Origin of the sequence: Candidatus Protofrankia californiensis (genome assembly GCF_900634765.1) — a bacterium.
Classification (GTDB): Bacteria; Actinomycetota; Actinomycetes; order Frankiales; family Frankiaceae; genus Protofrankia; species Protofrankia californiensis.
This window is the reverse complement of record NZ_CAAAFT010000382.1, coordinates 1-1,588: the sequence shown is the minus strand read 5'-3', so window position 1 is coordinate 1,588 and position 1,588 is coordinate 1. Positions and strand designations below refer to the sequence as shown.

The 1,588-nt window shown below is 74.2% G+C and carries 2 protein-coding genes; both read left to right on the top strand.

The annotated features are described in order from the left end of the window. Positions 1-102 precede the first annotated feature (102 nt). Positions 103-507, top strand: coding sequence for a tetratricopeptide repeat protein (locus tag DD1DGNOD_RS19665; RefSeq protein WP_131767941.1), 405 nt, complete (start codon positions 103-105; stop codon positions 505-507). Continuing rightward, positions 504-1,588: HAD-IIA family hydrolase (locus tag DD1DGNOD_RS19660; protein WP_131770784.1), on the top strand; the 1,085-nt coding region annotated here is incomplete at its 3' end. The genes DD1DGNOD_RS19665 and DD1DGNOD_RS19660, both read left to right, overlap by 4 nt.

The following is a 1,588-nucleotide window of genomic DNA, read 5'->3' as shown; positions in this document are numbered from 1 at the left end:
AGTCCCGATGGTGGCAGTCCCCATAGCGCCAGTCCCGATGGTGGCAGCGCCGACGCTGCCGGCGCCGGTCGGGGTGGTACCGGTGCTGCTGGTACCGGTGGTATCGGTTCGGGCGGCAGCCCTGGCGGTGAGGTCTACGACTGGTACACCCGGGGTGTCGCCCTGCTCGACCGGGGCAACGCCAACGCCGCGGTTCAGCTGCTGGCCCACGCCGTGGCCGCCGAACCGGGCTCGCGTAGCCTCCGGGAGGCGCTGGCCCGGGCCCAGTTCGACGCCGGCCAGTACGGCGCGGCACGGGAGAGTTTCGCCTGGATCGTCGACCACGACCCGACCGACGACTACGCGCAGTTCGGGCTCGGGATGGCGGCTCGCCGGACGGGCGACCTGCGCGCCGCGGTGGAACATCTGGCGCTCGCCGTCGCGATGCGTCCGGACCTCGGGCACTACGGCCAGGCGCTACGCGGTGTGCGGGCCGCGCTCAACCGGCCCGTGCGGGGACGGCCGTGACCCACGGCCTGCGCCTTCCCGCACAACCGGTCAGCCCGCGTAAGCCGCTGTCGGCGTCGCCGGCCCCGCTCGTCGACGTCCACGACGTCGCCCTGATGGATCTTGACGGGGTGGTGTACCGCGGGTCCGAGGCCGTACCCCATGCGGCGTGGGCCATCGGGGCCGCCCGCGAACGTGGCATGCGGATGGTGTTCGTCACCAACAACGCGCTGCGTCCGCCGGCCCGGGTCGCTGAGCGGCTCATCGCCTTCGGTGTGCCCGCGGTCTCGGCCGACGTGGTCACTTCCGCGCAGGCGGCAGCGCGGCTGCTCGCCGAACGCCTGCCCAGCGGGGCGGCTGTTCTGGTCGCCGGCGGGGAGGGTCTGCGTGAAGCGGTGCGGGACGTGGGCCTGCGGCCGGTGGCGACCGCGCGGGAGGAACCGGCCGCGGTGGTGCAGGGTTTCGATCCCGGCCTCGACTACGCCCGGCTCGCCGAGGCCGCGCTCGCGATCCAGGCGGGAGCGCTGTGGGTCGCGAGCAACACCGACGCTTCGGTGCCGACCGAGCGTGGCCTGCTGCCCGGCAACGGTTCCCTGGTGGCGATGCTGAGCACCGCGACGGGAGCTGCTCCCATAGTGGCCGGCAAGCCGGAGCGGGCGTTGCACGAGGAGTCGGTTCGCCGCGGCGGTGCCCGGTTCCCGCTGATCATCGGTGACCGGCTCGACACCGACATCGCATCCGCCGTCCGCTCGGGCACGCCGTCCCTGCTGGTGCTCACCGGGGTGACGTCCGGAGGTGAGCTCCTGCGCGCAGGAGCGCCGTACCGGCCGACCTATCTTGCGGCCGATCTGCGGGGCTTGCTCGTGGGCCATCCGGGTACGCGGGTGCATGCGCCGGCTGGTGGGAGCGATGGTGCCGCGCGGCCGGACGGGGTGGAGGTGGAGGCGGTCTGCGGTCACTGGGCGGCCCACGTGCGGGAGGGGACGCTGAGCTGGCGGAAGGTGCGACCGGCGGGACGACCCGCCCACCGGGTGGAGGCAGCGAACGCCATCGGGGGCGACGGGCCGGGGGACGGCCCGTGGGGTAACGGGCCGGGAAACGG